At 64.4% G+C, this 24289-nt stretch carries 17 protein-coding genes; 13 read left to right on the top strand and 4 right to left on the bottom strand.

The features are described 5' to 3' along the window. Window positions 1-9 precede the first annotated feature (9 nt). From D1012_RS00680 to D1012_RS00670, 3 genes are all read right to left on the bottom strand, one after another. Entirely contained in the window at window positions 10-3861 is a 3852-nt protein-coding gene (locus D1012_RS00680; RefSeq protein WP_118149425.1) for a translocation/assembly module TamB domain-containing protein, read from the bottom strand. Beyond that, window positions 3861-5696 (bottom strand): autotransporter assembly complex protein TamA, encoded by a 1836-nt coding sequence (locus D1012_RS00675; protein WP_118149424.1) that lies wholly within the window; start codon window positions 5694-5696, stop codon window positions 3861-3863. The genes D1012_RS00680 and D1012_RS00675 overlap by 1 nt, the downstream gene beginning before the upstream one ends. A gap of 164 nt (window positions 5697-5860) precedes the next feature. Beyond that, the gene (locus D1012_RS00670; protein ID WP_118149423.1) at window positions 5861-7141 is read right to left on the bottom strand and encodes an ROK family protein; all 1281 of its coding nucleotides are present in this window, start codon (window positions 7139-7141) and stop codon (window positions 5861-5863) included. A gap of 213 nt (window positions 7142-7354) precedes the next feature. On the opposite strand from D1012_RS00670, the gene D1012_RS00665 reads away from it, so the two are divergent. From D1012_RS00665 to D1012_RS00635, 7 genes are all read left to right on the top strand, one after another. Beyond that, window positions 7355-8380, top strand: a complete 1026-nt coding sequence (locus D1012_RS00665; protein ID WP_118149422.1) for a substrate-binding domain-containing protein — start codon at window positions 7355-7357, stop codon at window positions 8378-8380. 155 nt (window positions 8381-8535) lie between these two features. Next, window positions 8536-9849 carry a sugar ABC transporter permease gene (locus tag D1012_RS00660; protein WP_118149993.1) on the top strand — a complete coding sequence of 438 codons (1314 nt, stop codon included), beginning with the start codon at window positions 8536-8538 and terminating at the stop codon, window positions 9847-9849. 10 nt (window positions 9850-9859) lie between these two features. Beyond that, a complete protein-coding gene (locus tag D1012_RS00655) occupies window positions 9860-10621 on the top strand; it encodes an ATP-binding cassette domain-containing protein (protein WP_103334254.1) in 762 nt (253 codons plus the stop codon). Then, a complete protein-coding gene (xylB, locus tag D1012_RS00650) occupies window positions 10621-12057 on the top strand; it encodes a xylulokinase (protein WP_118149421.1) in 1437 nt (478 codons plus the stop codon). Before D1012_RS00655 ends, xylB begins: the two co-directional genes overlap by 1 nt. Further along, window positions 12054-13355, top strand: coding sequence for a xylose isomerase (gene xylA / locus D1012_RS00645; RefSeq protein ID WP_118149420.1), 1302 nt, complete (start codon window positions 12054-12056; stop codon window positions 13353-13355). Before xylB ends, xylA begins: the two co-directional genes overlap by 4 nt. A 10-nt stretch (window positions 13356-13365) precedes the next feature. Further along, window positions 13366-14673 carry a vanadium-dependent haloperoxidase gene (locus D1012_RS00640; RefSeq protein WP_199489422.1) on the top strand — a complete coding sequence of 436 codons (1308 nt, stop codon included), beginning with the start codon at window positions 13366-13368 and terminating at the stop codon, window positions 14671-14673. Beyond that, window positions 14670-16208: a CRTAC1 family protein gene (locus D1012_RS00635; protein ID WP_118149419.1), complete on the top strand. Its 1539-nt coding sequence runs from the start codon at window positions 14670-14672 to the stop codon at window positions 16206-16208. The genes D1012_RS00640 and D1012_RS00635 overlap by 4 nt, the downstream gene beginning before the upstream one ends. Here the strand turns inward: D1012_RS00635 and D1012_RS00630 are convergent. Continuing rightward, entirely contained in the window at window positions 16192-17046 is an 855-nt protein-coding gene (locus tag D1012_RS00630; RefSeq protein WP_158569131.1) for a YihY/virulence factor BrkB family protein, read from the bottom strand. The genes D1012_RS00635 and D1012_RS00630 overlap by 17 nt on opposite strands. A gap of 112 nt (window positions 17047-17158) precedes the next feature. On the opposite strand from D1012_RS00630, the gene mgrA reads away from it, so the two are divergent. The 6 genes from mgrA to D1012_RS00600 all read left to right on the top strand — a co-directional run bounded on the left by mgrA (window position 17159) and on the right by D1012_RS00600 (window position 24142). After that, window positions 17159-18187 (top strand): L-glyceraldehyde 3-phosphate reductase, encoded by a 1029-nt coding sequence (gene mgrA, locus D1012_RS00625; protein WP_118149417.1) that lies wholly within the window; start codon window positions 17159-17161, stop codon window positions 18185-18187. A gap of 129 nt (window positions 18188-18316) precedes the next feature. After that, window positions 18317-19156: a flagellar motor protein MotB gene (locus tag D1012_RS00620; RefSeq protein ID WP_118149416.1), complete on the top strand. Its 840-nt coding sequence runs from the start codon at window positions 18317-18319 to the stop codon at window positions 19154-19156. Between the two features lie 95 nt (window positions 19157-19251). Further along, window positions 19252-20571: a flagellar hook protein FlgE gene (locus tag D1012_RS00615; protein ID WP_118149415.1), complete on the top strand. Its 1320-nt coding sequence runs from the start codon at window positions 19252-19254 to the stop codon at window positions 20569-20571. A gap of 10 nt (window positions 20572-20581) precedes the next feature. Then, window positions 20582-22039, top strand: coding sequence for a flagellar hook-associated protein FlgK (gene flgK, locus D1012_RS00610; RefSeq protein WP_118149414.1), 1458 nt, complete (start codon window positions 20582-20584; stop codon window positions 22037-22039). A 1-nt stretch (window position 22040) separates the two neighbouring features. Continuing rightward, window positions 22041-23045: a flagellin family protein gene (locus D1012_RS00605; protein WP_118149413.1), complete on the top strand. Its 1005-nt coding sequence runs from the start codon at window positions 22041-22043 to the stop codon at window positions 23043-23045. After that, on the top strand, window positions 23042-24142 hold the full coding sequence (locus D1012_RS00600; protein ID WP_118149412.1) for a flagellar basal body P-ring protein FlgI: 1101 nt from the start codon (window positions 23042-23044) through the stop codon (window positions 24140-24142). The genes D1012_RS00605 and D1012_RS00600 overlap by 4 nt, the downstream gene beginning before the upstream one ends. The last annotated feature ends 147 nt before the right edge of the window (window positions 24143-24289 follow it).

Genomic DNA, 24289 nt, shown 5'->3' with positions numbered 1-24289 from the left:
GCCCCGCCGTCAATAGTCGCGTTCGTAAAACACGCCGATGCCGGTGTTGCCATCGGCCCCGACCCGGCCCTTGAGCGTGACATTGTCGCTGATGTCGAGGTTCAGGTTGATCTGGCTTTTGCCGTTCTGATCAACCACGATTTCGGAATAGACATTCTCGGTCAGGTATTTGCCAGCTGTCAGCTGGGTGGTGCCATCGGCAGAGGTCTGCACGTCAAGGTCATCCAGGCCAAAGCCCTGCCGCAGTCGGCTGACGAGGCCCTCACCGCCGCGCCCGGCGAGGGTGGCAACGGCATTGGCCAGTTGCAGCGCCTGCAGCGCCGAGAGCGAGTCCAGCCGTCTGCCGAACAGGAGTTGCGACAGCACCTCTTCTTGCGGGAGCTGCGGGTTGGAGGTGAAGCTGACCTGCGGATCATTGGCCGAGCCTTCGATCACAACCGAGCTGGTGATGCTGTCATTCTCGCTGCTGGCGACGATGCGCAGATTGGCGTCGAAATCGCCTTCGAGTTGCAGAGAGGCTTCGGTCAGGGTCAGGCGACGCCCGAGGATGTCGAGACGGCCCCGGATCAGGTTGAACGCGCCCGAGGGGATGATGTTGTCGGTGGTGCCGGTGATACGTAACGTGCCGCCGAGTTCGGCATCAAGCCCCCTGCCCCGGATAAAGAGCTGGTTCGGGGCCGAGATTTCGACGTCGAGCTCGAACGGGCGGGCGGGGGTGGTCTGGCCGTTGGCGCTGGGGTCTGCGATCAGACCGGCGCGGCGGCGGGTTTCGCGCACGGCGGCGGGTTCACCGATATGCTGGAGCCCGTCGAGCAGTTCCTGCCCGCTGAAGCCGGTGGCGGCGATGCGGATTTCGGTCTGCGGCAGGGCGATGCGCCCGGCAATCAGCGCGCCGCCGGTGAGCGGGCCGGTGATGCGCAGCTGGCCGTTGGCGAGGGTCTCGTAAAGCTGCGGGTCGCGCAGGATGACACCGGACAGGGTCAGGCCAAGGTCGGCGCGATAGGGCGCGGTGAGGCTGATCGGGCCAGAGAGCGAGACGCGGCCGCCACTGGAGACATTGGCGGTGGTGGTTATCTGCGCCGAGCCTGCGGCGAGGGTGGCGCTGGCGTCAATCGCTTGCAGCGCAAAGGGGAGCGCGGGGTCGGCAAGGGTGCCGCCGGAGAGGGCAACGCGGCCCGAGAGCGAGGACAGCGCCAGCGGGCCGTTGAGGCGGAGGTCGATGCTGAGCGGGCCGGAGACGACGCGGTTGCCAAGGAAGGGGTTGGCGAGCCCGGCCTGTGCGCTGCCCTGCACGGTCAGGTTGGCGGTGCGGAAGTCGCTGGCGATCTGGCCCGCAACACGGGCGTCGATGCTGCCGGGGCCCGTGCCGGTGAGCGACAGGGTATAGGCGTTACCGGACTCGACGGCGGTGCCGGACAGGGTGACCGGGCCGGGGAATTCGGGAAGCAGCAGGCCAAGGTTGACGAGCCGGGCGGTCAGGTCAATCTCGCGCCTTGTGTCGGTGAGGCGGCCGGTGGCTTGGGCGGTGAGCTGCGGGTTGCGGAGCGACAGATCGTCGACGCGGAGAACCCCGTCTTCCAGCCGCAGGGCGGCGGTGAGCTGCGAGGTGCCCGACAGCAGGCGGTTGGTGTTGGTGACGCCAAAGCGCAGATCCCCGGTCTCGGCGGTAAGGGTCAATGCGGCGGTGTCGGGGGTGCCCTTGAACGTCGCGTTGGCGCTGATCCGGCCGCCGAATTCGGGGCGCAGGCGCGAGAGGTCTTGCAGGCTGAGCTGTGCGGTGATGTCGCTGCCGCTGGTGGCCAGCAGGCCGGTGGCGGACGCGGTGGCGCCGGGGGTGGTGACGTTCAGCTGCTCGACGATCAGGGTGCTGTCGATCAGGTTGGCGATGAGGGCGACCTGCGAGGTGCCGTTGAGCATCCGGTCCGCCTCGGGGATGCCGGTGCGCAGGGCGGTGGCGGTGAGGTCGGTTTCGATCCGGGCCTGACCGCTGGTCAGCGGGCCGGACAGCTGCAGGGTGCCGTTGATGCTGCCGCCGTAATCGGGACCAAGGCGGGAAAGGTCATCCATCCGCAGGGTCAGGTTCACGTCGGCGAGGTCAGAGGTGAGGGTGCCCGCACCATCGGCGGCAAGCGACGGCGCGCGGACGGCAAAGCTGCGCAGGACGGTGCCGGTGGTGTCGCGGCGGATGTCGAGGGCGATGCTGGCGGGGCCGCGCAGCAGGTTGTCTGCCTCGGGGATGTCAACGGTCAGATTCTGGCCGTCAATCCGGGCCTGCACGTCGAAATCACCGGCCAGCGGGCTGCCTTGCCCGCTTGCGGTGATGGTGCCACGCCCCGACAGCGGACGACCGGCGAGACCGGACAGCGGGGAGAGGTCAGTCGCCTCAACGCTCAGGCGGCCACGGGTGCGGAAGCCTTCCGTCAGACCCGCGATTTCGCCGCCTGCGGACAGGGTGACGGGGCCAGCGGTCAGGTCAAGCGCGCCGATGCGGGTGACGCCGGTGCCCTCTTGCCAGAACAGCCGGGTGGAGGCGGTGACGGTCTCGCCAAGCGCCATTGACAGGTTGGGATCTTGCAGCGCGATGCCCGATCCGGTCATCGTAAAGCTGCCGCCGATCACCCGGCCAACGGCGGTGCGCGAGATCCGGCCAGAGCCGCGCAGATCCATGCGGGCAAGGCTGGCCTCGGGCGTGATCACATCTTCGGCCTCGATCACGGCGCGCCATGATTCGTCAGTGACCGCGTTGTAGCCGATATCCAGCCGGGCAGTGCGGACCGAGACGCCCGCATCAAAGCCGGGGATCAGCACCGGGTTGTTGTCAGGGTCGCGCAGAAAGCCGCTGAGCGCGATGACCTCGGGCAGGCCATCGGCGGCGATGGTGGTCTGGCCGCGCAATTCGACCGAACGGGCGCGCAGATCGAGCGCGGACAGGTCAAGCCGCCCCCCGGCGTCGCGCTGACCGGTGACGTTCAGGCTGACACTATCGCCCAGAAAATCAGCATATTGCGGGATGAACAGCGGGGCCAGATCGCCGCTCAGATCGGCATTGAACATCGTACCGCCGGTATCGGTGCCCGTCAGAGTGACGGTTCCGGCCAGACGTTCAGCGCCGTCGCTGGTCAGCGCGATGGTGGAGGCAAAATTATCAAGCGGCCCCTCGCCATTGATCTGCAGCGCGACAGAGGGCGCGCCGGGCAGGTCCAGCAGGGTGGCGGCAATGCCGCCCGCGTCTTCGACCGCGTTGAGCGACAGCGACAGCTGGGTGGTGTCATTGGCATAAGAGGCCGCGAGGTCGATGCGGCCATCCGGGCCACTATCGGTGCGGTTGATGGTCAGATCTGCCGACCCGTTGCCGCCGGAGAGCGAGACAGATGCCTCGATACTGCCCTCGACCGCTTGGCCAAGCAGAGACTCGCCCAGCACCACGCGGGCGGCGGAGATCTTGGAGATTTCGATGGAGACCGGCAATTCGGGCAGGGCAAAGCCCGATGCCTCGGGCGCGGGCGTGCCCTGTTCGGAGAGCGGCGCGCGGGCGACAATGATTTCGGCTGCGGTCAGTTCGTTGACCGAAACCTGCCCTGCCAGCAGCGACGAGCGCGACCAGTCGAGCACAATGTCGTTGAGCGTCAGCCAGATGCCATCGTCATCGGCGATGGTCAGCTGTGTGGCGGTGGCGCGTGACGACAACGCGCCCTGAAAGCCGCGCAGGGTGACCTGTCGGCCTGCACCCGACAGGTTATCCTCCAGAAAGGCGACGATGGTGCCGCGATCTGTGCGTTCGGCTTCGGTTTCGGGTTCAGCGTCCTGCGCAAAGGTGACGCAAGGCGCAGCGATCAGGGCAAGGGGAAGGAGCCAGCGCATCAGAACGACTGCCCCAGACCGACGTAAAGCTGCACGCCCTTGCCCGTATTACCGCCAACCGGAGCGGCGAGATCGACGCGGATCGGGCCAAAGCCGGTATCATAGCGCAGGCCCAGCCCTGCCCCGGCATGCCAGTCGCCTGCGGCATCAAAGAAGCTGCCGACATCAACGCGCCCGGCATCGACAAAGCCGACAACGCCGATGTTGCGACTGACCTTGGCGCGCAGCTCAAGCGACGCGGCAAGGAAGTGGTTGCCGCCGATCTTGTAGTCGACCGGGCCACGCAGCAGGTTGACGCCCAGCGACTGGAACGGCTGGCCGCGCACAGTGCCGCCGCCGCCCGAATAGAACAGGTCATCGCGCGGGGTTTCCAAAAGGTCAGCCCCGGTGATGATGCCCGCTTGCGCACGGGCGGCAACAACGAACCGGTCATCGGCCCCGAAGCCGCGATAGCCGCGCAGATCGGCGGTGGCGCGCAGGCCCGAACCGGTGGTGCCGAACCCGAGGAAGGGTTTCACCTCGGCCTCGATGAAATAACCGCGCTTGGCATCGGCCTTGTTGTCGCGCCGGTCCCATGTGAGGGCGACGGGAAGGGCGAGGCTGCGGAACTGGAAATCGCGACCAAAGGTCCGGTTGGTCGAGAACTCGGTGCCGTCGATGATGCTGTAGGCCAGATCGACCCGGCCGGTCAGGCTGTCGGAAAACACATGGGTAAAGCCGATGCCGATGCCAAACAGGTTGGCACGGAAGTCTGGTTCATCCAGATGGCCGATTTCCGTGGAAAAGCGCGCCGTGGTGTCGGGCGTCAGCGTAGCGGGGCGGTCGATGGTAAGTTCGAGGCTGTAGTCCATGCCATTGTCTTTGGCGCCGATATTGGCGACCTCTGCCTCGATCCGCAGGCGTTCGGCGCCGCCCAGCAGGTTGCGGTGCATCCATGCGGCGGACAGGTCCAGCCCTTCGAGGCTGGAGATTTCCGCACCGAAGCTGAGGCGGCGGGGCTTTTCCTCGACTACGGTGATGGTGGTGCCCAGAAGGTCGGGGCGGGTGATGCCCTCATCCTCGGTGATGGTGACCGAGGAAAAGGTGCCGGTGCGGCGCAGGCGGTTTTCGGCGCGGTCAATTTCGGCGGGGTCAAAGGTTTCGCCCTGCGGGAGACCCGCGATCTTGCGCACGCGGTTTTCGCGGGTGCGCTGGTGGCCGGTGACATCGACCGGACCAAAGCGCAGGCGCGGGCCGGGGTCGAGTGTGACACGGGCGGACAGGGTGCGGTCGGGATGGTCGGCCACGACATCCTGACCGGTAACGCGGGCCTTGGCATTGCCCTGCGCGCGCCAGCCGTCGACGCCAGCGGTGACGGCCTGACGGACAAGGCCGCTTTGGGCGGGTTCGCCGGGGGCGAAGCCATCGGGCAGTTCGGTTTCCGGGGCGAGTGGCGTGATCGCGGTCTGGCCAAAGCGGAACTGCGGGCCGGGATCGACCCGCACCTCGATACGGGCGACGCGCTGCGGGGCATCCAAGGGCGCGATGGCCGAGGCTTCGCGCCCGTCCAGCAGGACGGAGACCACGGGCGAGTAATGGCCCTGCGCATAAAGCGCGCCGACGAGGCGGCCATATTCGGCGCGGGCGGCGGCAAGCACCTGATCAGGCTGATCCTCTTCGTTCGACAGCGCCAGCAGGGCCGAGGCGTTGCGCAAAGCGCCGCCAAGATCTGTATCGGCCCCGGTGATGACAAACTGCACGCGGTCAAGGGCGTGGCCGGTCTGCCCGAGGGTCAGCGCGCCCGCGAGGCAGAGCACGAAGGGCAGGCGGGACAGGGCGTGTCTGCGCTGTGTCACAGGAACCTCACTGGCGATTGGTGCGAGTATCGCAACAGCCGGGGCGATGTGCAATCAACTGCTGGACTCCGGCATGGTTTTGGCCCTCACATTTTGCGTCTTTCCGCCACTATGGCACAAATGACGCAAAGCGGATTGTCCTGCGACATGCGCCGCCGGAAAACCTATTGCGCGGCGATGTCGCGGTTGGCCGAAAGGAGGGTTTCGCTGACCGCTGACAGCGCCAGAGCCGCCGCGCCATGCGCCCAGAGCCGCACGCCCCAGGCATGAATTTCAATCGGGGTGCGCGGGCGGCCGGTGTTGATCATCAGATTGTCCATCTCGGCCAAAGTCTCGGCGGCGTAGAGGTAGTCGTAGCGCATCCTCTCACCCGACAGGATGATGAGCGCGGGGTCGAACAGGTTGACAACATTGGACAGTCCCACCGCCAGATAGCGCCCTGCCCTGCGAAAGATGCTGCGCGCAGTGGCATTGCCGGCCTTGGCGTGGTCATAAAGGCTTTCGAGCAGGACCGTGATGCTCTGGCCTTCCTTGTGGCCCCAGTTCAGCGCCGTCGTCGCCTCGCGCGCAAGGGCATAGTCGGCGACATAGGCCTCCAGACAACCGCGCTGGCCACAGCGGCACAGCGCGCCGTCAAGCTGCACCTTGATATGCCCCAGTTCCAGCCCGACCCGCTGTGTGCCGCGATAGATGCGGTGGTTCATCACAAAGCCCATGCCGACCCCATGTTCGATGGTGACCACAGCAAAGTCGGACAATCCCCGCCCCGCGCCGAACCACAGTTCGGCCATGGCGACGAGATTGGTTTCATTGTCGACCCAGACCGGAAGACCAACCCGCTGGCTGGTCAGGGCAGCCAACGCCACGTTGCGGGTGTCAAGCAACGGGGTCCAGAGCACCATACCTTCGGCATTGTCGATGAAGCCGGGCAGGCCCATGCCGATGCCAGACAGATCGGCGTGACGGATCGACGCCTTTTCGCAGACCCGGTCGAGCAGGGTTTCGATCACCGTCATCAGCTCGGCCACCGTCATCGGACCGGGGCGGCGGGGGATGGATTCTTCGGCGATGAGCTTGCCGGCAAAATCGACGATCACGGCGGTTTGTTCGCGGTCAGAGATTTTCATGCCGACGACGCGATGGGCAGAGGCGCGCACCCCAAGCGCCACGGCAGGGCGGCCACGCACGGTTTCGCCATCACGCGGCGGGGCGGCCACCTCTTCTATCAGGCCCGAATCGATCAGTTCCGAGGTGATGGTGGTGACAGAGGCCGGGCTGACGCCCAGATCCTTGGCGACCTGCACGCGCGGAATCAGACCGGCGGCGCGGACGCATTCAAACACCTGCTGCCGCAACGGGCGCAGCGTATCGGACAACGGCGGGATCAGCGGACCCACGCCCTTGCGTCCCGTGCCTGTGTCCCCCGCTGAATAATGTGTCAGCATTTCTTTGGCTTCCTAACGAATTATCGACCACTCGCTGCACGAACCGCCCGAAAATTGCTGCGAAGCAGCATATAACAGACCATTTCTTACTCTCCCTTAGATTTCATCACAATTTTTATTTTGACAACTGAATTTAATCGAGGCAATTTTTGCCAGTCTCGGCGAATCTGCCGAACCAGCCATACGCTGGCTGCATCCATAGGGAGGATACACATGCGTAATGCAATCGTGCTCGCCGTGATCGCGGCGACAGGGTTTTCTTCTGCCGCGCTGGCAGAGGGGAAGAAGATCGGCGTTTCCTGGGGCAGCTTTCAGGAAGAGCGCTGGAAGATCGACGAAGCGGCCGTCAAAGCTGCACTGGAAGCCGCTGGCAATGAATATGTTTCTGCCGATGCGGAATCGTCTTCGGCCAAGCAGCTGACCGATGTGGAGGCATTGATCGCTCAGGGCGTTGACGCGCTGATCATCAACGCCTGGGACAAGGATGCCATCGGGCCGGCGATTGAAGCCGCTGCCAATGAGGGCATTCCGGTGGTCGGCTATGACCGTCTGATCGAAGATGACCGCACGTTCTATCTGACGTTTGACAACGTGGGCGTGGGCCGGATCATCGCGGAAAACGTGTTCGCTGCTGCCCCGACCGGCAATTATGCCATCATCAAGGGCGATCCGGGTGATCCGAATGCCGGGTTCCTGCTGCAAGGCATGATGTCGGTGATTCAGGCCGCTGTTGACTCGGGCGACGTCAAGATTGTCGGCGAAGCGTTCTCGGATGGCTGGAAGCCGGAAAATGCCCAAAAGAACATGGAGCAGATCCTGACCGCCAACAACAACGACGTTGACGCGGTTCTGAGCCAGAACGACGGCATGGCCGGTGGTGTTGTGGCCGCACTGGGCGCACAGGGCCTGACCATTCCGGTCGGTGGCCAGGATGGCGACCATGCCGCGATCAACCGCGTGGCGCGTGGCACCCAGACCGTTTCGGTGTGGAAAGATGCGCGTCAGCTGGGCAAGGCTGCGGGCGAAATCGCCTCGGCTCTGGCAGACGGCGGTGCTTTGGACTCGATCGCCGGTGCGACCAAGTTCTCGGGCGGCGAAAAAGGCATCGAGATGAATGCCATCCTGCTGGCACCGACTCCGCTGACCAAGGAAAACCTGAACGTCGCGATTGACGCAGGGCACATCACCAAGGAAGCCGCCTGTGAGGGCGCTGCCGCTGGTGTGGTTGGCTGCGAATAAGGCCTGATGCGGCGCGGCGGCTGATCGGCTGCCGCGCCGCGTTTTTACATTTTCCGGTATCTTGCGGGCCTGTCGGGCCCGATAGCTGACCTGTAGCGCACCATTCGATGCCGCGTATGCAAGATGCCCCTGTCCCCCAAGCGTTGGACGATGCCATGACCAAGACACCCCTTTCTGCCCCGCCCGTGACGCCAGGCCATACGGCTGTCGGCGGCAATCCGGTAAAGCGCTTTCTGGCCGCGACCGAGATTGACACCCGGCTTTTGGGCATGCTGGCCGCCCTGTTGCTGATCTGGGGCGGGTTTCACATGTACGGCGCCATTGTGAACGGCAATGGCGCGTTTCTGACCCCGCGCAACCTGTGGAACCTGTCGGTGCAGACATCGAGTATCGGGATCATGGCGACGGGAATGGTGCTGGTCATCATAACGCGCAACATTGACCTGTCGGTCGGCTCGCTGATCGGGGTGACGGGCATGACGATGGGGATTTTGCAGGTCGATGTGCTGCCGCAGATCCTGGGGCTGGGCCATTGGTCGATCTGGATCATCACCTGCGCGGTGGGCATTGCCCTGGGCGCGCTGATCGGCGCGTTTCATGGCTGGCTGATCGCCTATCGCGGCATTCCGTCGTTCATCGTGACGCTGGGCGGGTTGATGGTCTGGCGCGGGATGGCGTTCATCGCCAATGGCGGCAAGACGATTTCGCCGGTCGACAGCACATTCGCGCTGCTGGGCGGCGGTCCGGGCGGCAATGTGGGCGCGACCGGCAGCTGGATTGTCGGCGCGCTGGGGTGTGCGGGCGTGGTCTGGTTGCTGGTGCAGGGGCGCAAGCAACGGGTGAAGCACGAATTCCCCAAGCGTCCGATGTGGGCTGAGGTGACGTTGGGTGCCATCGGTTGTGGTGCGATTGTCGGGGCGGTTCTGTTGATGAACGCCTATCCGCTGCCGGTTGGTATTCTGCGCCGTCTGGATTTGCCGGAAGATGCCTTTGTCTCACACGGGTTTGCCATTCCGGTGCTGATCATGATGGCGGTTGGCATTGCGATGACCATTCTGATGACCCGCACCCGCTTTGGCCGCTATGTCTTTGCCATCGGTGGCAACCCCGAGGCGGCGGCGCTGGCGGGGATCAACACTCGCTGGATGACGCTGAAGATCTTTGCGCTGATGGGCGCGCTGACCGGGATCGCGGCGGTGATCGCTTCGGCCCGTCTGAATAGCGCCACCAACGCGCTGGGAACTTTGGATGAGCTCTATGTGATCGCGGCTGCGGTGATCGGCGGCACCTCGCTGGCCGGGGGCGTGGGCACGATTTACGGGGCCATTCTGGGCGCGCTGGTGATGCAGTCGCTGCAATCGGGGATGGTGCTGATCGGCTTTGATGCCGCGATCCAGCGGATCGTGGTGGGCATGGTGCTGGTGCTCGCCGTCTATCTTGACAACCTTTACCGCGCCCGCACGAAGTGAGGAGGCAGACATGACCACGAACACAGGAACACCGCTGGTCGAGATGCGCGACATCTCGATTTCCTTTGGCGGGATCAAGGCTGTCGATCACGTCAGCATCGACCTGCATCCGGGCGAGGTTGTGGGCCTGTTGGGCCACAACGGCGCGGGCAAATCCACGCTGATCAAGTGCCTGTCGGGCGCCTATCAGAAGGATGCGGGCGAGATCTATATCAACGGCGAAAAGGCCGAGATCAGCAATCCGCGCGACGCCCGGCATTACAATATCGAGACGATCTATCAGACGCTGGCGCTGGCCGACAATCTGGATGCGGCGTCGAACCTGTTTCTGGGGCGCGAGCTGGTGACGGCGGCGGGCTTTGTCGATGACGCCCAGATGGAGGCCGAGACGCGCAAGATCATGGCGCGGCTGAACCCGAACTTCCGCAAGTTCAACGTGCCGGTGTCGGCCCTGTCGGGCGGGCAGCGGCAATCGGTGGCGATTGCGCGGGCGGTGTATTTCAACGCCAAGATCCTGATCATGGACGAGCCGACGGCAGCGCTGGGGCCACAGGAAACCCAGATGGTCGCCGAGCTTATTCAGGAGCTGAAGCGGCAGGGGCTGGGGATTTTCCTGATTGAGCATGACATTCATGCGGTGATGGATCTTTGCGACCGGGCCGTGGTGATGAAGAACGGCCAGCGGGTTGGCACCGTGAATGTCGGGGATGTCACCGATGACGACATTCTGGGCATGATCATCATGGGCAAGAAACCGGCAAAGGCCTATTGATGTATATCGGGCTGGATCTGGGCACATCGGGGCTGAAAGGCATTCTGATGTCTGACACGCAGGAGGTGGTGGCCGAGGCCACTGCCCCCCTGACCGTACAGCGCCCGCATGAGGGGTGGAGTGAGCAATCGCCGAATGCCTGGATTGCAGCGGCGGAAACGGTGCTGGATGCGTTGTCGGCGCATGGTCTGGGCGCGGTCAAGGGCATTGGCCTGTCAGGCCATATGCACGGGGCCACGCTGCTGGATGCGTCGGATCAGGTGCTGCGGCCTTGCATCCTGTGGAACGACAGCCGCAGCCATGCTGAGGCAGCAGAGCTGGATGACGACCCGATGTTCCGGCGGCTGACCGGCAATATCGTCTTCCCCGGCTTTACCGCGCCAAAGCTGATGTGGGTGCAAAAGCACGAGCGGGCGCTGTGGGACAAGGTGGCAAAGGTGCTGCTGCCAAAGGATTACCTGCGGCTGTGGCTGACTGGTGACCATGTGGGCGAGATGTCGGATGCGGCAGGCACGGCCTGGCTGGATACCGGGGCGCGCGACTGGTCGGATGATCTGCTGACCGCGACCGGGCTGACGCGCGACCATATGCCAAGGCTGGTGGAGGGGTCCGAGGTGTCGGGCACCCTGCGCGCCGGTCTGGCTGCGCGCTGGGGCCTGCCTGCAGGTGTGGTCATTGCGGGCGGCGGTGGCGACAATGCCGCGTCGGGCGTCGGGGTCGGCGTGGTGCGCGCGGGGGAGGCGTTTGTCTCGCTGGGTACGAGCGGCGTGCTGTTTGCGGCCAATGACGGCTATCAGCCAGACCCGGCGACGGCGGTGCACACGTTCTGCCACGCGCTGCCGGGCACATGGCACCAGATGGGCGTGATTCTGGCCTGTACCGATGCGCTGAACTGGTTTGCGCAGCTGACCGGCAGCGATGCCGCCAGCCTGACCGGCGATCTGGGGGCGTTGCAGGCCCCCGGCAAGACGCTGTTCCTGCCCTATCTGGGCGGCGAGCGGACGCCGCTGAACAGCGCTTCGGTGCGGGGGGCGTTCATCGGGCTGGAACATGCGACCGACCGCGCGGCCGCGACGCGCGCCATTCTGGAGGGCGTGACATTCGCGTTCCGCGATTGCCGAGATGCCTTGGCCGCGACTGGCACACGGCTGGAGAGCCTGCTGGCGGTCGGTGGCGGGTCAAAGTCTGACTACTGGCTACGCGCCATTGCCACCGCGCTGAACTGCCCGGTGCAGGTGCCGGTGGCCGGTGATTTTGGCGGAGCCTTTGGCGCCGCCCGTCTGGCGCTGATGGCGGCAACCGGCGCGGGGGCCGAAGTGGCCACCCTGCCCGCCATTGCCCGCGTCATCGAGCCCGACGCCGCGCTCAAAGACGCCTTCGACGCGGGCCATGCCCGCCATCTTAATGCACAATCTGCCATCAAGGGCCTGACATGACCGAGTTTTTCAAGAACATCCCTGCGATCACCTATCAGGGCCCAAGCGCCACCAGCGAATTCGCTTTCCGCCATTACAACCCGGATGAGGTGGTTCTGGGCAAGCGGATGGAGGATCATCTGCGCTTTGCCGTGGCCTATTGGCACAGCTTTGCCTGGCCGGGCGGCGACCCGTTTGGCGGCCAGACACTGCAGCGGCCGTGGTTTGGTGACAGCATGGATCTGGCCCGGCTGAAGGCCGATGTGGCGTTCGAGATGTTCGATATTCTGGGCGCGCCGTTCTATTGCTTCCACGACGCCGATATCCGGCCCGAAGGCGCGACGTTTGCCGAGAGCAAACGCAATCTGGACGAGATGGTTGATTACCTTGGCCAGAAGCAGGCGGATCACAAGACGCAGCTCTTGTGGGGCACGGCGAACATGTTTTCCAACCGGCGCTGGATGAGCGGGGCGGCCACCAACCCGGACCCGGACGTTTACGCCTATGCCGCCGCGACGGTGAAGGCGAACATGGACGCCACGATGAAGCTCGGCGGCCAGAACTATGTGCTCTGGGGTGGGCGTGAGGGCTATGAGACGCTGCTGAACACCGATCTGAAGGCCGAGCGCGATCATGCGGGCCGGTTCCTGCAGCAGGTGGTGGAGTACAAGCACAAGATCGGCTTCAAGGGCGCGATCCTGATCGAGCCAAAGCCGCAGGAGCCGAGCAAGCATCAGTATGATTACGATGTGGCGACGGTGTACGGCTTCCTGAAGGAATTCGGGCTGGAGAAAGAGGTCCAGACCAATATCGAGCAGGGCCACGCGATCCTTGCCGGGCATTCGTTCGAGCATGAGATCGGCATGGCGGCGGCGCTGGGGATTTTCGGGTCGATCGACATGAACCGCAATGATTACCAGTCGGGCTGGGATACCGACCAGTTCCCCAACAACCACGCCGAAAAGGCGGTGGCGTTCTACGAGATACTGCGCGCGGGCGGCTATACCACCGGCGGCACCAACTTTGACGCCAAGATCCGGCGCCAGTCGCTGGATGCCGAGGATCTCATCCTTGCCCATGTCGGCGGGATGGACACCTGTGCGCGGGCGCTGAAATGCGCCGCCGCGATGCTGGAGTCGGATGAGATGGAAGCGCATCGCCGCGACCGTTACGCCCGGTGGGAGACCCCTGCCGCGCAGGCGATGCTGACAGGCGGGCTGGAAGCGGCAGCGGCGCGGGTCGAGGCCGAGGGGCTGGAGCCGGAGCCGGTCTCGGGTCGGCAGGAGCGGCTGGAGAACTTGTGGAACAAGTACATCTGAGGAGGCTGTGATGGACCGGCGCAGGGTTTTGGGGCTTGGGGCGGCGGCAGGGATCGCCGCGCTGTTGCCCTCACGGGTAATGGCAGCCTCCGACCCGGTGCCGGTTCTGACCAACTGGACCAAGCTGACCCTGCAACTGGTCCGCCACACGGCGACCTATTCGCCCCCCGTGGCGGCGCGCGCCTTTGGCTATCTGGGGGTCACGGGGTATGAGGCAGTGGCGGCCTGTGATGGGGCGCTGACCTCTCTGGCGGGGCAGCTGAACGGGCTGACGCCCCTGCCCCGGCCCGGCGAGGGCGCGCATGATATGGCAGCGGTGTTGCAGGCGGCGCTGTCGGCGGGGACCGCGCATTTCTTTGCCAACACCGGGCCGTCAGGTCAGCGGGCGTTGGCCACGATGACGCGCAAGCTGGATGAACAGGTGACTGCGGGGTTGCCCGAAGATGTGGCGGCGCGCAGCCGGGCGCTGGGGCTGGCGATTGCCGCGCATATCTGCGGCTGGGCGGACGGCGACGGCGGCGCGGTGGTCGCAAACATGGGCTTTCCCGAAAGCTATACCGCGCCGGATGATCCTGCGGCCTGGGTGCCGACCAGTTTGGTGCGCCAGCAGCAGGCCCCGTTGTTGCCCGACTGGGGCACTGTGCGGCCCTTTGCGATGCCTGCGGGTGATACCTGCAGCTTGCCACCGCCGCCCGCGTATAGCGAAGACCCCACCTCGGCGTTTTATGCCGAAGCGATGGAGGTTTATTCGGCCACCAAGGCGCTGACAGAAGAACAGGCGCTGATCGCGCGGTTCTGGTCTGACGACCCGATGCTGTCGTCGACCCCGCCGGGGCACTGGATTTTTGTCGCCAATGACCTGATTGCGCGGCGGCAGCTGCCGCTGGCGGTCAGCGTGGATGTGATGGCGCGGCTGGGCATCGCGATGGCGGATGCGTTCATCGGCTGCTGGCAGGCCAAGACCACCTACAACCTGTTGCGGCCGGTGACCTATATCAACCGTGTGATCGACAAGGGCTGGAAACCGTTGCTGAACACGCCGCCGTTTCCGGAATACCCCTCGGGTCATTCCACGGTGTCGGGAGCTGCGGCGACGGTGCTGACGGCGGCATTGGGCGAGGGTTACGCCTATGAGGATTTCACGCATGAACGGGAAGGGCTGGACGGGCGGCCCTATGCCAGCTTCTGGGATGCCGCCGATGAGGCCGGGATTTCGCGGCTCTATGGCGGGATACACTTCCGCGCGGCCATCGAGCAGGGGCTGACGCAGGGCCGCTGCATCGGGGCCTATACAGTCGCGTTGAGGACACTGGCATGAAGGGCTGTGTTCTGGGCCTTGTGCTGTGTGCAGCACCAGTTGCGGCGCAGACCGTGCCGCAGTTTGTCGAGGAAACCACGCCCTCGGGCCTGAGTCACCAGTTTACCGGCGAATGGGAATACATGGTCGGCGGCGGAGTGGCGGCATTCGACTGCAACGGCGACGCCTTGCCCGATCTGGCGCTGTCCGGTGGCACCGCACCTGCCGCCTTGTTTGTGAACCAAAGCGGGGCGAGCGGGGCACTGGCCTTTGCCCCGGTGGAGAGCGGGATTGAGATGGAGGCGGTGACGGGCACCTATCCCATCGACATAGACAGTGACGGGATCACCGATCTGGTGCTGTTGCGGGTGGGAGAGAATGTGGTGATGCGCGGGCTTGGCGATTGCCGGTTCGAGCGCGCGAATGAAGACTGGGGATTTGACGGCGGCGATGCGTGGTCCACCGCCTTTGCCGCGATGTGGGAGGCGGGGGAGAGCCTGCCGACGCTGGCGATCGGCAATTACATCAACCAGCGCGAAGAGGCCTACCCCTGGGGGTCTTGCACCGACAACTGGCTGCACCGGCCTGCAGGGGCGGCTTACGCGCCCCCCCTGCCCCTGACACCCAGCTTTTGCGCGCTGTCGATGCTTTTCACAGACTGGAACGGCTCGGGGAAGAAATCGCTGCGGGTGTCGAATGACCGAGAGTATTACGAGGGCGGGCAGGAGCAGATGTGGCATCTGGAGCCGGACGCGGCCCCGCGCCTGTATACCGAAGCCGAGGGCTGGAAGCGGCTGCGGATCTGGGGGATGGGGATTGCCAGCACCGATCTGGATGCCGATGGCTACCCGGAGTTTTACCTGACCAGCATGGCGGATAACAAGCTGCAACGGCTGGTGACCCCTGCCCCGGATGCCTTGCCCGATTACACCGATATTGCATGGGCCAAGGGCGTGACCGCGCATCGCCCGTTCATGGGCGAGGATCTGCGCCCGTCAACCGGGTGGCATGCGCTGTTTGCCGATGTGAACAATGACGGGCGGGCCGATCTGTTTGTGGCCAAGGGCAATGTCTGGGAAATGCCGGATTTCGCGATGGCCGACCCCAACAACCTGCTGGTGCAGGGCGCGGATGGGGTGTTTGTGGAAATGGCGGACAAGGCCGGTGTCGCCTCGACCCATGCGGCGCGCGGCGGCGCGGTGGTGGATCTGAACGGCGATGGCGCGCTGGATCTGGTGGTGGTCAACCGCAACGGCCCGGTGCAGGTCTGGCGCAATGCGGGTGCGGTGGGCAACTGGCTGGCCGTCGCACTTGAGCAGCCGGGGCCGAACCCGACCGGGATCGGATCTTGGGTCGAGGTGCGGACCGGGGAGCATCTGCAACGGCATGAAGTGATCGTGGGTGGCGGCCATGTCAGCGGCATCTGGGGGCCGCAGCATTTCGGCCTTGGCGATGCGGAACAGGCCGAGGTGCGGGTGATCTGGCCCGACGGGCGGGTGAGCGATTGGCGCGCAGTTCAGGCCAACGCGGTCGCAACCCTCACGCCAGAGGGTTAGCCTGCCGGTTGCGCGGCGCGGTCAGCTCGGCATTCACAGCACCCCCCAACAGCACCGCCAGCACCCCCAGATAAAGCCACATCAGCAGCGCCACCACCGCACCGATAGAGCCGTAAATCCTGTTGTAACTGTCGAAATTCGCCAGATAGGCGGAAAAGGCAAAGCTGACCGCCGACCATGTGACCGCCGCCACCAGCACCCCGACAGACACCCATGGCCGCCCGTTGCCGGAGGGCAGGTTCGGGCCAAAGTGATACAGGATCGACAGACAGCTGAGCACCAGCACAAACATCGCAACCCATGGCAGAACACTCAGAAACCACTCCTCTGCCGGGCCAAAGTCAATGAATTTCAGCACAAGCGGCACTACAACGATGGTGGCCAGACCGACGATAATTGCCAGAATCAGCGCCAGCGTCAGCGCGATATCCACCACCCAGCCCCAGATCCAGCCGCGGGGCTTGGTGCGGTTGACCACATCGAGCCCGGTGATCAACGCCGAAACCCCGGCGCGGGCTGAATAAAGCGCGATCATCAGCGAGACAAAGGTGGCCCACCCCAGCGTGGCGCGCGGCGTGGCCAGAAGGCCCATCACCTGATCATGGATCAGGAGTGCGGCATCGGTGGGCAGGAACTGTTCGCCCACGTCAAGGTATTCCTCGATCACCTTGGGGTCAGCCATCAGGCCCCAGATCGCAACACTAGCGGCAAGGCCGGGAAACACCGCAAACATGGCGTAAAACGCGACGCCAGCCGCGATCAGACCGAAATGCCCGTCATTTATCCGGCCCCAGACGGCCGAAACGAAATCGTATGTTTTCAGTAACCGCTGCTTCATGCGCCCATCTATGCCCGTTGTCTGCCCCTGTGCAACGTGCGTGTGCCGGTTTGGGTTCACCTTGCACAACCCGTTTCCCGGTGAAAAGATAGCGCCAACAGGAGGATTTTCCATGACTTACACCCCCCACCCCGACCGCTATTCCCGCATGACCTATCGCCGCTGCGGCGCATCCGGGCTGAAACTGCCCGCGATCAGCCTGGGGCTTTGGCACAACTTTGGCCACGATACGCCGCATCAGACCAAGCGCGACATCTGCCGCACCGCGTTTGACCATGGCATCACCCATTTTGATCTGGCCAACAATTACGGCCCGCCCCCCGGCAGCGCTGAAGAAGCCTTTGGCGAGATTTTGCGCACCGATTTTGCCGGGCACCGCGACGAGCTGATCATCAGCTCCAAGGCGGGCTACCTGATGTGGCAGGGGCCTTATGGCGAATGGGGTAGCCGGAAGAGCCTGATCGCCTCGTGTGACCAGAGCCTGAAGCGGATGGGGCTGGAGTACGTGGATATCTTTTATTCCCACCGCTTTGACCCCGACACGCCGCTGGAGGAAACCATGGGCGCGCTGGACCATATCGTGCGCTCTGGCCGGGCGCTGTATGTCGGTATCTCCAGCTATTCCAGCGCGAAAACCCGCGAGGCTGCTGAGATCCTGAAAGCGCTGGGGACACCCTGTGTGATCCACCAGCCAAGCTATAACCTGCTGAACCGCTGGGTAGAAACGGATGGGTTGCGGGAAACGCTGGGCGAACTGGGCATCGGATCCATTGCCTTTACCCCCTTGGCGCAAGGGATTTTGACGAAAAAATACCTGCGCGGCATCCCCGAAGGCAGCCGCGCCTCGCAAGGCAAGAGCCTGCGCCCCGGCATGATCACGCCGCGCGCCATCGAAAGCGTGCAGGCGCTGGATGCCATTGCGCAGGCACGGGGCCAGACCTTGGCACAGATGGCGATTGCCTGGGTGCTGCGGGAGGGCAAGATCACGACGGCGCTGATCGGCGCGTCAAAGCCGGAACAGGTGGTGGATTGCGCCGGAGCCATCGGCAATCTGGAGTTTACAGCCGCAGAGCTGGCCGAAATCGACCGGGTGGCGGCAGAAGAAGACATCAACCTGTGGGCCCAGTCTTCGGCCGAGTAGGGCCTGTGGGGCACATCGGCCGGGGTGTTTCGCCACCCCGACCGGGGAAATCCCTAAAACACCAGTCTTTAAGCCCCGGTTTACCGCGCACGTGTAAACCGGGAGACGGGTGTGAAACATGGGTGTGTGATGGCAGGGCAAGCAAATGCCGCGCCAGTCATCATCAAGCGGAAGAAGATAATCCAGGGCGGCGGTCACCACGGTGGGGCGTGGAAGGTTGCCTATGCGGATTTTGTGACGGCCATGATGGCCTTCTTCATGCTGATGTGGCTGCTGAACGCGACGACGGAAAAACAACGCAAGGGGATTTCGGATTATTTCAATCCGACGATTCCGATCAACCGGGTTTCCGGCGGGGGCGACGGTGCCTTTGGCGGCAACTCGGTGATGGCAGAAAACACTCTGGCCCAGAACGGAACCGGCGCCTCGGCTGTAAAGCCCACCGCCGACCGGCAGGCGCGGGGTGATTCTGACTCCGAAACCGCTGCCCGGCAGGCCGAAGAGGAACGGCTGGCCGAGGTGCAGAAATCGCTGCTGGCGCGCAGTGGGGAAAGCATGACGATGGAACGCCTGCTGCGCCATGTCGTGACCCGCGTGTCCGACGAGGGGCTGGTGATCGAGCTGTTCGATCTGGAGCAGGCGGCGCTGTTTGAGGCCGAAACAGCCATCCCGACCAAGACCCTGCGCGAGCTGTCAGAGGTGCTGGCCGATGTGCTGCTGGTCACGCGCAATGACCTGGCGATCGGCGGCTATGTGCGCAGCTACCCCATGATGATGCAGGAAAATCCGGTCTGGCCCCTGTCGGCGGACCGCGCGCAGGCGGGGCGCAAACTGTTGCGCAGCCATGGGGTGCAGGACAGCCGCTTTGCCCGCGTGACCGGCTTTGCCGACCGCAAGCCGCTGACGCCAGACCCTTCGGTGATCCGCAACAACCGGCTGGAGGTGACGTTGCTGCGCCGCGACCGCTAGCCGGATTCGTCAAATTGTCGGTGTTAGCGGGCTGTTAATCGCAATGCTGCAGGGTCGGGGCACATAGAGGCATCGACTGTAGAAAGGCGGCATTGATGACCATTTCTTCCTCGTTGAATGCGGGTGTGGCGGGCTTGAACGCGAATGCGACCAAGCTTTCGACCATCTCCGACAACATCGCAAACTCTTCGACCTACGGCTACAAACGGGCCGCAGCCGATTTCGAAAGCATGGTGATAAGCAACGCCCGTGGTGCGGGAAAATACTCGGCTGGCGGCGTTCGTGCTGCGAGCCATCGGCTGATTGATGAACGTGGTGGCATTGTCGGCACTTCGAATGCGCTGGACATGGCAGTTTCGGGCCGCGGCATGCTGCCGGTCATTCCTTCGGTCCGCATGGGCGAAGGTGCGATGGGCACGCAGCCGATGATCATGACCACAACCGGATCGTTCCGCATGGATGAATCGGGGGTCGTGCGCACTGAATCCGGGCTGGTGCTGCTGGGTTGGCCTGCGAACATCCGCGGCGAAATCCCGACGTTCCCGCGCGATTCGATGGCCGGACTGCAACCCGTCATTATCAATGCCAACCAGACCGCAGCGGATCCGACCACAATGGTCAATCTGGGCGTCAATCTGCCTGCGACCGACACCAATGTCGGCGCGGCCGGTGCTCCCATTCCGCTGCCTGTTGAATATTACAGCAACCTCGGCACTGCTGAAAAGCTTGACATCACCTTTACTCCAACCGTGCCCGTGGCTCCGGCCACGGCGGCGTCCAACACCTGGACCATGGTGATCCGCGACAGTGCCTCCGCTGGGGCGATAGTGGGGCAATACACCCTGGCATTCGACGATACGCGGGGCGCGGGCGGAACATTGGCCACCGTCACAACCGTAACGGGCGGGGCCTATGACGCAGCCAACGGCACCGTGGCACTGACCGTTGCCGGCGGCCCGATGACCCTGACCATCGGCAGTCCCGGCGAGCCGGGCGGGCTGACCCAGTTGGCCGATACCTTTGTCCCGACCGGCATCACCAAGGACGGATCGCCGGTCGGCAGTCTGACCGGGGTGGAGGTTGATGAAAACGGCTACATTCTGGCCACCTATGACACCGGTTTCGTCCGCAGGATCTTTCAGATCCCGCTGGTTGATGTGCCCAATCTCAACGGCTTGACGCCGATGAACAATCAGACCTTTCAGGTCTCGCCGCAGTCGGGTGCGTTCTTTTTGTGGAACGCAGGCGACGGGCCGACCGGCAGCGTGGCTGGCTTTTCCCGTGAGGTGTCAGCCACCGATGTCGCAGCGGAACTGACCGCACTGATCACCACGCAGCGCGCCTATTCGTCAAACGCCAAGGTGATCCAGACGGTCGACGAGATGTTGCAGGAAACCACAAATATCAAACGCTGAGGTCTGAGTCATGAGCATCTCCTCCGCGCTGTCTTCGGCCTTCTCCGGTCTCAGCGCCGCATCACGGATGGCCGAGGTTACGGCCTCCAACGTGTCGAACGCCCTGACCGAAGGCTATGCGCGGCGCGAGCTGCAGCTGTCTTCCCGCAGTCTGGGCAAGACCGGTGTGGGTGTCGCCGTCACCGGCGTCACCCGCCAGATCGACAGCCTGCTGCTGCAGGATCTGCGCCTGGCTTCGGCCAGTCAGGGCGGCCGCGCCACAACATCTGACTTTCTGGTCAGGATGGAAACGGCACTGGGCACCGCAGATCAGGCCGGCTCCCTGTCGGCACGGATCGCCACATTCGAACGGACGGTGATCGAAGCGGCCGCCCGGCCCGAGGCGGATGCCCGTCTTGCCACCGTGGTCGATGCCGCGCGCAGTCTGACCCAGGGTCTGGGCGAAATCTCGACCCTGATCCAGACGGAGCGACAGGCTGCGGATACGAAAATTGCGGGTGACGTAAAGCTGCTCAACGATGCCCTGACGGGGGTGGCAGAACTGAACACCCGCATCCGGGCCTTTGCCTCGACGGGGCGTGATGCGACAGCACTGATGGATCAGCGTCAGCAGATGGTCGACTCGATTGCGGCGATCCTCCCAGTGCGCGAGATCGCGCGCGAACATGACCAGATCGCGCTCTACACCGCCGGCGGCACCAGCCTGCTGGAGGGGCGGCCGGTTCAGTTCGGTTTTACCCCGACCGGGCTCATCACGCCCGATATGTCACTGGCAGCGGGCAGCCTGTCTGGTCTCACGGTCAACGGCCAGCCGCTCAGCACCGCCCCTGCCGGAGGGCGTCTGGGCGAGGGAAGGTTGTCGGCCCTGTTTGAGCTGCGCGATGCGCTGGTGCCCGAGGCGCAGGCCAATCTGGATGCACTGGCACGTGACCTGATCGAGCGGGTCACCGACACTGCCGTCGACCCGACCCGCGCACCCGGCGCACCCGGTCTGTTTACCGATCAGGGCATGGCCTTTGATCCGCTGGACGAGGCGGGACTGGCGGGGCGCATTCAGCTGAATTCTCTGGTGGTCCCCGAGTCCGGGGGCGCATTGTGGCGATTGCGCGAAGGGTTGGGCGCGGCCGTGGCCGGGCCCGGCGGTTTCTCCGAACGGCTGACAGCCCTTGCGGGATCGCTGAGCGCGGTGCGCCTGCAAGCCTCCGGCGGGTTGTCGCCGGGTGCCCGCAGCCTGTCCGGCTTTGCATCGGAAATCGCCTCGGCACAATCGGTACGGCGGCTGGGAGCCGAGGCCGGTACGGCCTTTGCGGCGGCGCGCAGCGATGCCCTGAGGGCGGAATTGCTGCGCGCAGGCGTCGATACCGATGAGGAAATGCAGAACCTGCTGCTGATTGAACAGGCTTATGCCGCAAACGCCAAGGTCTTTCAGACCGCGGATGACATGATCCAAATTCTGCTGGGAATGTAACATGACATTGGTTTCCCTGGGCGATCTGGCCCAATCCTTTCTGCTGAAATCGCAGACCTCCCGTCTGAAGGGCGAGGTGGGCAGGATCACCCAGGAGCTGAGCTCGGGTCGGGTGGCAGATATCGGGGCCGCCCTGTCGGGCGATCTGGCGCAGCTGACATCGGTGTCGCGCGCCCGCGCTGTCACCACCGGCTTTCAATCCGGTGCACGGGAGGCGGCGACCCAGGCGACCGCCACGCAATCGGCACTTGCCGCGATCGCTGGCGCGACACAATCACTGGTCACCCCGCTGCTTGCCGCCTCGCAGCTGGATCTGGCAGACCAGATCGCGCTGACCGGGGTGGATGCGCGCAGCCGGCTGGATTCGGTGCTGGCCACATTGAACACTTCGGTCGGGGGCCGGTCGCTGTTTTCCGGTCAGGCGGTCCATAGCCCGGCCGTGATCGAGGCGGAGCCGTTGTTGACCGCCCTGCGCACGGAACTCGTCGGCGCAACCACGGCGCAGGAAGCAATGACACGCATTTCAGCCTGGTTTGACGACCCCGCCGGCTACCGGGCCATTGCCTATCAGGGCGGGGTGCCGCTGGAGGATGTGGCTGTCTCAGTGACCGACCGGGTCTGGCTTGGCGTGACCGCCGAAGATCCGGCCTTGCGCGCCACGTTGAAAGGCCTGACCGCCGCCGCCCTGATCAGCGACAGCGCCTCGCCCTTGCCGATCAGCGAGGGCAAGGCCCTGGCCCGCCTGTCGGCCGAGGCGCTGATGGCCGGGCAGGACGCGCTCACCAATCTTTCGGCGCGCCTGGGGATCAGCGAGGGCCGGATCGAGGCGGCGCAAAGCCGCAACGCAACGGATCTGCTGGCACATGAGATGGCACAGGCCGATCTGATCCGCAGCGACCCGGAACGGCTGGCGATGGAAATGGAGGCGGTGCAGACCAATCTGGAAACAGTGCTTGCCATCACGGCACGGCTGTCGCGCCTGTCACTGACGGATTTCCTGCGATGATCCGCCGCTTGCTGGTACTGCTGTTCGTTCTGTGCTGTGGTCCGGCCCTGGCCGATGCGGTACGGCTGAAGGATCTGGTCGAGTTTGACGGCGTGCGCGGCAATGATCTGGTGGGATATGGCCTTGTGGTCGGGTTGAATGGCACCGGCGACGGCATCCGCAACGCGCCCTTTACCGAAGAAATCATGTCGAACCTTCTGGAACGGCTGGGGGTGAATGTGGCTGGTGAGGCCTATCGCCCCAAGAATGTGGCGGCGGTCTTTGTGACGGCCAGCCTGCCGCCCTTTGCCCGTGCGGGCGGGCGGATTGATGTGACGGTCTCGGCAATCGGCGATTCAAAAAGCCTGCTGGGGGGGACTTTGGTGATGACCCCGCTCAACGGCGCCGATGGTCAGATCTATGCTGTGGCGCAGGGCACTATCATTGCCGGGGGCATTGTCGCCGAAGGTCAGGCCGCGCGGGTGGTACAGGGTGTTCCCACGGCGGGGGTAATTCCGTCCGGCGCGCGGGTGGAGCGTGAGATTGATTTTGATTTCACCACGCTCCACGCGGTGCGGCTGGCGCTGCGCAGTCCGGATTTCACCACCGCTTCACGGATCGAGACGGTTCTGAACCGGGAATTCGGCAAGCGGATCGCGATGATGCTGGATTCCGGCACGGTGGAGCTGGATATCGACGCGGCTGGCATGCGCTCGCCTGCGCATGTGATCGGGCGGATCGAGAACCTGACCATCGCACCGGAAACCCGTGCGCGGGTGGTGGTCGACCAACGCTCTGGCACCATCGTCATCGGTCAGGATGTGCGGATCAGCCGGGTTGCAGTGGCGCAGGGCAATCTGACCCTGCGGATCGAGGAAACCCCGATGGTGGTGCAGCCCAACCCCTTTGCCGAAGGTGAAACCATTGTGGTGCCGCGCACCAATGCCAATATCAACCGCGACCCCGGCACCGGACTTGCCGAAGTCTCGGGCGGCACCTCGCTGTCAGAGTTGGTGGCGGGACTGAATGCGCTGGGTGTGGCTCCGCATGACATGATCGACATTCTGAAAAGTATAAAGGCGGCAGGCGCCTTGCATGCCGATTTCGTGGTGAACTAGAGGTGTCGATGCGCGGAAGTTCCGCCCTGCAGGTCCTGTCGGAGGTGCGTAGCCTGCTCATCCAACTGGCACATCTACTCCTTGGCAAGTGGATGCAGCAGTCTGGACCAGAAGCCGCACGACTGCAGGGGAAGTCCCGGCGGAAAG

This window comes from Pseudotabrizicola alkalilacus, from assembly GCF_003443995.1.
GTDB lineage: Bacteria > Pseudomonadota > Alphaproteobacteria > Rhodobacterales > Rhodobacteraceae > Pseudotabrizicola > Pseudotabrizicola alkalilacus.
This window is presented reverse-complemented; position numbering and strand designations above follow the sequence as displayed.

Coding starts and splice junctions, on each gene's coding strand:
- D1012_RS00640 (WP_199489422.1), top strand. CDS start 13,366: ATGGACCGGCGCAGGGTTTTGGGGCTTGGGGCGGCGGCAGGGATCGCC.
- D1012_RS00620 (WP_118149416.1), top strand. CDS start 18,317: ATGGCAGGGCAAGCAAATGCCGCGCCAGTCATCATCAAGCGGAAGAAG.
- D1012_RS00660 (WP_118149993.1), top strand. CDS start 8,536: ATGACCAAGACACCCCTTTCTGCCCCGCCCGTGACGCCAGGCCATACG.
- D1012_RS00665 (WP_118149422.1), top strand. CDS start 7,355: ATGCGTAATGCAATCGTGCTCGCCGTGATCGCGGCGACAGGGTTTTCT.
- xylB (WP_118149421.1), top strand. CDS start 10,621: ATGTATATCGGGCTGGATCTGGGCACATCGGGGCTGAAAGGCATTCTG.
- D1012_RS00630 (WP_158569131.1), bottom strand. CDS start 17,046: ATGAAGCAGCGGTTACTGAAAACATACGATTTCGTTTCGGCCGTCTGG.
- D1012_RS00680 (WP_118149425.1), bottom strand. CDS start 3,861: ATGCGCTGGCTCCTTCCCCTTGCCCTGATCGCTGCGCCTTGCGTCACC.
- flgK (WP_118149414.1), top strand. CDS start 20,582: ATGAGCATCTCCTCCGCGCTGTCTTCGGCCTTCTCCGGTCTCAGCGCC.
- D1012_RS00670 (WP_118149423.1), bottom strand. CDS start 7,141: ATGCTGACACATTATTCAGCGGGGGACACAGGCACGGGACGCAAGGGC.
- D1012_RS00605 (WP_118149413.1), top strand. CDS start 22,041: ATGACATTGGTTTCCCTGGGCGATCTGGCCCAATCCTTTCTGCTGAAA.
- D1012_RS00600 (WP_118149412.1), top strand. CDS start 23,042: ATGATCCGCCGCTTGCTGGTACTGCTGTTCGTTCTGTGCTGTGGTCCG.
- D1012_RS00655 (WP_103334254.1), top strand. CDS start 9,860: ATGACCACGAACACAGGAACACCGCTGGTCGAGATGCGCGACATCTCG.
- D1012_RS00635 (WP_118149419.1), top strand. CDS start 14,670: ATGAAGGGCTGTGTTCTGGGCCTTGTGCTGTGTGCAGCACCAGTTGCG.
- mgrA (WP_118149417.1), top strand. CDS start 17,159: ATGACTTACACCCCCCACCCCGACCGCTATTCCCGCATGACCTATCGC.
- xylA (WP_118149420.1), top strand. CDS start 12,054: ATGACCGAGTTTTTCAAGAACATCCCTGCGATCACCTATCAGGGCCCA.
- D1012_RS00615 (WP_118149415.1), top strand. CDS start 19,252: ATGACCATTTCTTCCTCGTTGAATGCGGGTGTGGCGGGCTTGAACGCG.